The following is a 3,248-nucleotide window of genomic DNA, read 5'->3' as shown; positions in this document are numbered from 1 at the left end:
CGTGGACCCCCTCTGGCTGTTCTGACCGTGGCAACATGCCTTTGATGTCGACGACGATTCCGCGTCCGACCTTCAGTAAGTGTTGCGCTAGATTCCAACCGCCTTCGACGTATTCTTCGTGTGAGACGGCGAAGATGACGACGTCGGCTGGTTTGAGTTCGCTCATCTCGAGCAAGTCGATGCCGTACTCGCGTTTCGCCTCACTCTTTTCGACGAGTCGATCCGTCACTTGGACGTCAATGCCGAACTCTTCGATTTCGCGGACGAGGTTCGCGACTTTCGAGTTCCGGATATCGCTGACGTTCTCCTTGAATGATAAGCCGAGGATCGTGACACGAGCACCGAGGACCGGCATGTTCTGTTTAATCAGATTCTTGACGAGCGCTGTTGCGATGAAGCGTCCCATCGTATCGTTGATCCGGCGTCCGGCGAGGATGACTTCCGGGTGATAGCCGAGCGACTCGGCTTTCATCGTTAGATAGAATGGATCGACGCCGATACAGTGACCACCGACGAGACCCGGGCGGAACGGAAGGAAGTTCCATTTCGTACCGGCTGCTTCGAGGACTTCGAGCGTATCAATGTCCATCCGGTCGAAAATGATTGCCAGTTCGTTCATCAAGGCGATGTTGAGGTCGCGCTGTGTGTTTTCGATGATTTTTGCGGCTTCTGCAACCTTAATCGACGAAGCCCGGTGGACACCGGCTTCGACGACCACTTCGTAAACTTCCGCGACGATATCGAGTGTCTGTTCATCCTGAGCCGAGACGATTTTTTTGATCGTCTTGAACGTGTGCTCGTGGTCACCCGGATTGATCCGCTCCGGTGAGTAGCCGACGAAGAAGTCGACACCAGCGCGTAAGCCGGACGCTTCTTCAAGGACCGGGATACAATCTTCTTCCGTCGCTCCTGGGTAGACCGTCGACTCATAGACGACGATATCGCCTTTATTGAGCTGGCGACCAACGAGGTGTGAGGCGCGTAAGAGCGGCGTCAAGTCTGGTTGATTCTGCGCATTGATCGGTGTCGGAACGGCGATGATGATGAAGTCACTCGCTTGCAGTGCTGATGGATCCGAGACGTAGTCGACGGTTGCGTTCTTCAACGTGAACGGACTCAGTTCGAGTGTCGCGTCGATTCCTTCTTGCAGTTCTTGAACGCGTTGTTCCTTGATGTCAAAGCCGACAACGGCTGTTTTTTCGCCGAAGGCGACAGCGACGGGAAGACCGACGTATCCGAGTCCAACGACGGCAATCGAACGGTTGGCAATGGGAAGTGAACCAGTTTGGGCTGCTGTCGTATCTACGATGTGTTTGACTGCCTTGTTCATGGTGGGTTCCTCCTATTTCATCGACTGTTTGACGATCAACGTTTTTCCGTTCGGTTCCTGTTTGACTTGTTCGACAGGCTCAAGGACGATTTTCATCTCGGATCCGAGCAACTTGCGCATCTCATTCAAGAGGATCTGCTCGTGTTTTGGACGGAAACGCTTCGCATCTGGAATATACCGAAGTGTCACGTGATTGAGCGCGTGCTGCTCGACTTGGAGTCGCAAGACGGAGTTCGGAAGTTCTCGGGCAATCGTCGTGATATCCCCTTCGAACACCTTGCCCCGCTTTTCGCTGACGATATAACTCGTTCCCCGTCCATCGATCGAAGCGATGACTGGTCCGTTTAGTCCACAGCTACAGGTCTCGTCACTGAGTGTCATCCGGTCACCGATCCGGTAACGAATCAGCGGTGTTCCCCGTGTCGTAAAGCACGTGACGACGACTTCGCCGTCCTCTCCATATGGTTCGATGATGCCCGTCTCATGATGGAGATGAAGTTTTCGATGACTGCATTCTGAGATGATTGGTGCGCCTTCTGAAGAACCATATTGATCGAAGACCGGTGCGTTGAAGGCTTCCTCGAGAACCGAGCGCATCTCCTCCGTCACCGTTTCCGATGTCGGGAAGATGGCGATCAGCGGGATATCCAGCTTTATATGATGCTTCAGCATATAGCGGGCGATTTCGACCATCGCTGTCGGTGTGCCGTCAAGTGCTTGCGGCTGGAATCGATTCAGCTCCTCGATGTAGGCCGGGAAATTCTCTTCCTTCATGTGAAAGATCGAGACGAGCAACTGATTGAGTGGTCGGTTCATCCGCCAGAAGATTGGTTTCTTTTGATCGACAGCTGTCAGCGTCCGTCCGGTGAAACTCGCTCGGCGCATTCCGGCGTGGAAACCATGACGTTCTTTGAAGTAATCGAGATGTGCCATCCGTTCCTGGACATCCTCGCGCATGAACGCCACTTGAAGTGACTTCCCGCTCGTCCCCCCCGTCCGCCCTCGAACCGGCGCATCGACGCGGGACATGAAGGCGTCATTGTTTTGACGAAGTGTTTCTTTTTCAAGGATTGGAATTGTCTTCAGTTGCTCGAGTGACGTGAACGGTAATTGGATATCATGTTCGTGAAAGAGTTGCGCGTAGTATGGCGTATGCGTTGCAACAAAAATGAGAAAGGCATTCAAGCGATCGAGTTGTTCCGCTTTATAATCCTGCGTCCGATCTTTTTTCCGGAGTTCCTTCATCTTCTGTTCATAGAGGGGACCGTATCGTTCTTGCATTAACTTCCGACCGTATAAGGAGGTCAGCCAATTTTGGATGAAGATTGGGGACCGATAGTAGAATTCCTCTTTAAGCGCCATCTTGAATTTCCTCCTTCAGCAAGTAGTGACTCTCGTACCAGTCGATGAATGCATTGACGCCCGCTTCGACCGTCGTCTGTGGACGGTAGCCGATCGTCTCGAACAGTGATGAGACGTCAGCAAAGCTTTCTGGAACATCGCCTGGTTGAAGCGGCATCCCGTTTTGGATTGCCGTCTTGCCAAGGCGCCGCTCAATCAAAGCAACGAATTCATTGAGACGAATCGGGCTGTGACTGCCGATGTTATAGACACGATACGGAACGTTGCTGCGGTCCGGTAAGGGATTTGAGGCATCGAACGATTCATCGACTTCCGGTTCAGTCTGGAACAGGCGGTAGATGCTTTCGATGATGTCGTCGACGTAAGTGAAGTCCCGCCCCATCTCACCGTAGTTGTAGAGGTCGATTGGTTCGCCTTTCGCGATTGCTTCCGTGAACTTGAACAGTGCCATATCCGGGCGTCCCCAAGGACCGTAGACGCTGAAGAAGCGAAGGCCTGTCGTCTTGATGCCGTAGAGACTGCTGTAGGCTGTCTCTTATACACATCTCCGAGCCCC

The 3,248-nt window shown here is 53.0% G+C and carries 2 protein-coding genes and 1 pseudogene; all 3 read right to left on the bottom strand.

The window, feature by feature from the left end; genetic code table 11:
* Positions 1-1,330, bottom strand: a 1,330-nt coding sequence (locus tag F8N00_RS17260; RefSeq protein WP_421018667.1) for a nucleotide sugar dehydrogenase, incomplete at its 3' end; no start/stop codon positions are given.
* A gap of 12 nt (positions 1,331-1,342) precedes the next feature.
* Positions 1,343-2,692 (bottom strand): phenylacetate--CoA ligase family protein, encoded by a 1,350-nt coding sequence (locus F8N00_RS17255; protein WP_023469396.1) that lies wholly within the window; start codon positions 2,690-2,692, stop codon positions 1,343-1,345.
* Positions 2,682-3,212: pseudogene (locus F8N00_RS17250) on the bottom strand (NAD-dependent epimerase/dehydratase family protein); the annotation flags it as partial. The pseudogene F8N00_RS17250 and the gene F8N00_RS17255, both read right to left, overlap by 11 nt.
* Between the last annotated feature and the right edge of the window lie 36 nt (positions 3,213-3,248).

Source organism: Exiguobacterium sp. A1_3_1, from assembly GCF_048985645.1.
GTDB classification, from domain to species: Bacteria; Bacillota; Bacilli; order Exiguobacteriales; family Exiguobacteriaceae; genus Exiguobacterium_A; species Exiguobacterium_A indicum.
The sequence above is the reverse complement of the archived record's forward strand: the minus strand, read 5'-3'. Positions and strand labels throughout refer to the sequence as shown.

Excerpts from the sequence above, each read along its gene's own strand:
- F8N00_RS17255 (WP_023469396.1), bottom strand. The coding sequence starts at position 2,692 with ATGGCGCTTAAAGAGGAATTCTACTATCGGTCCCCAATCTTCATCCAA.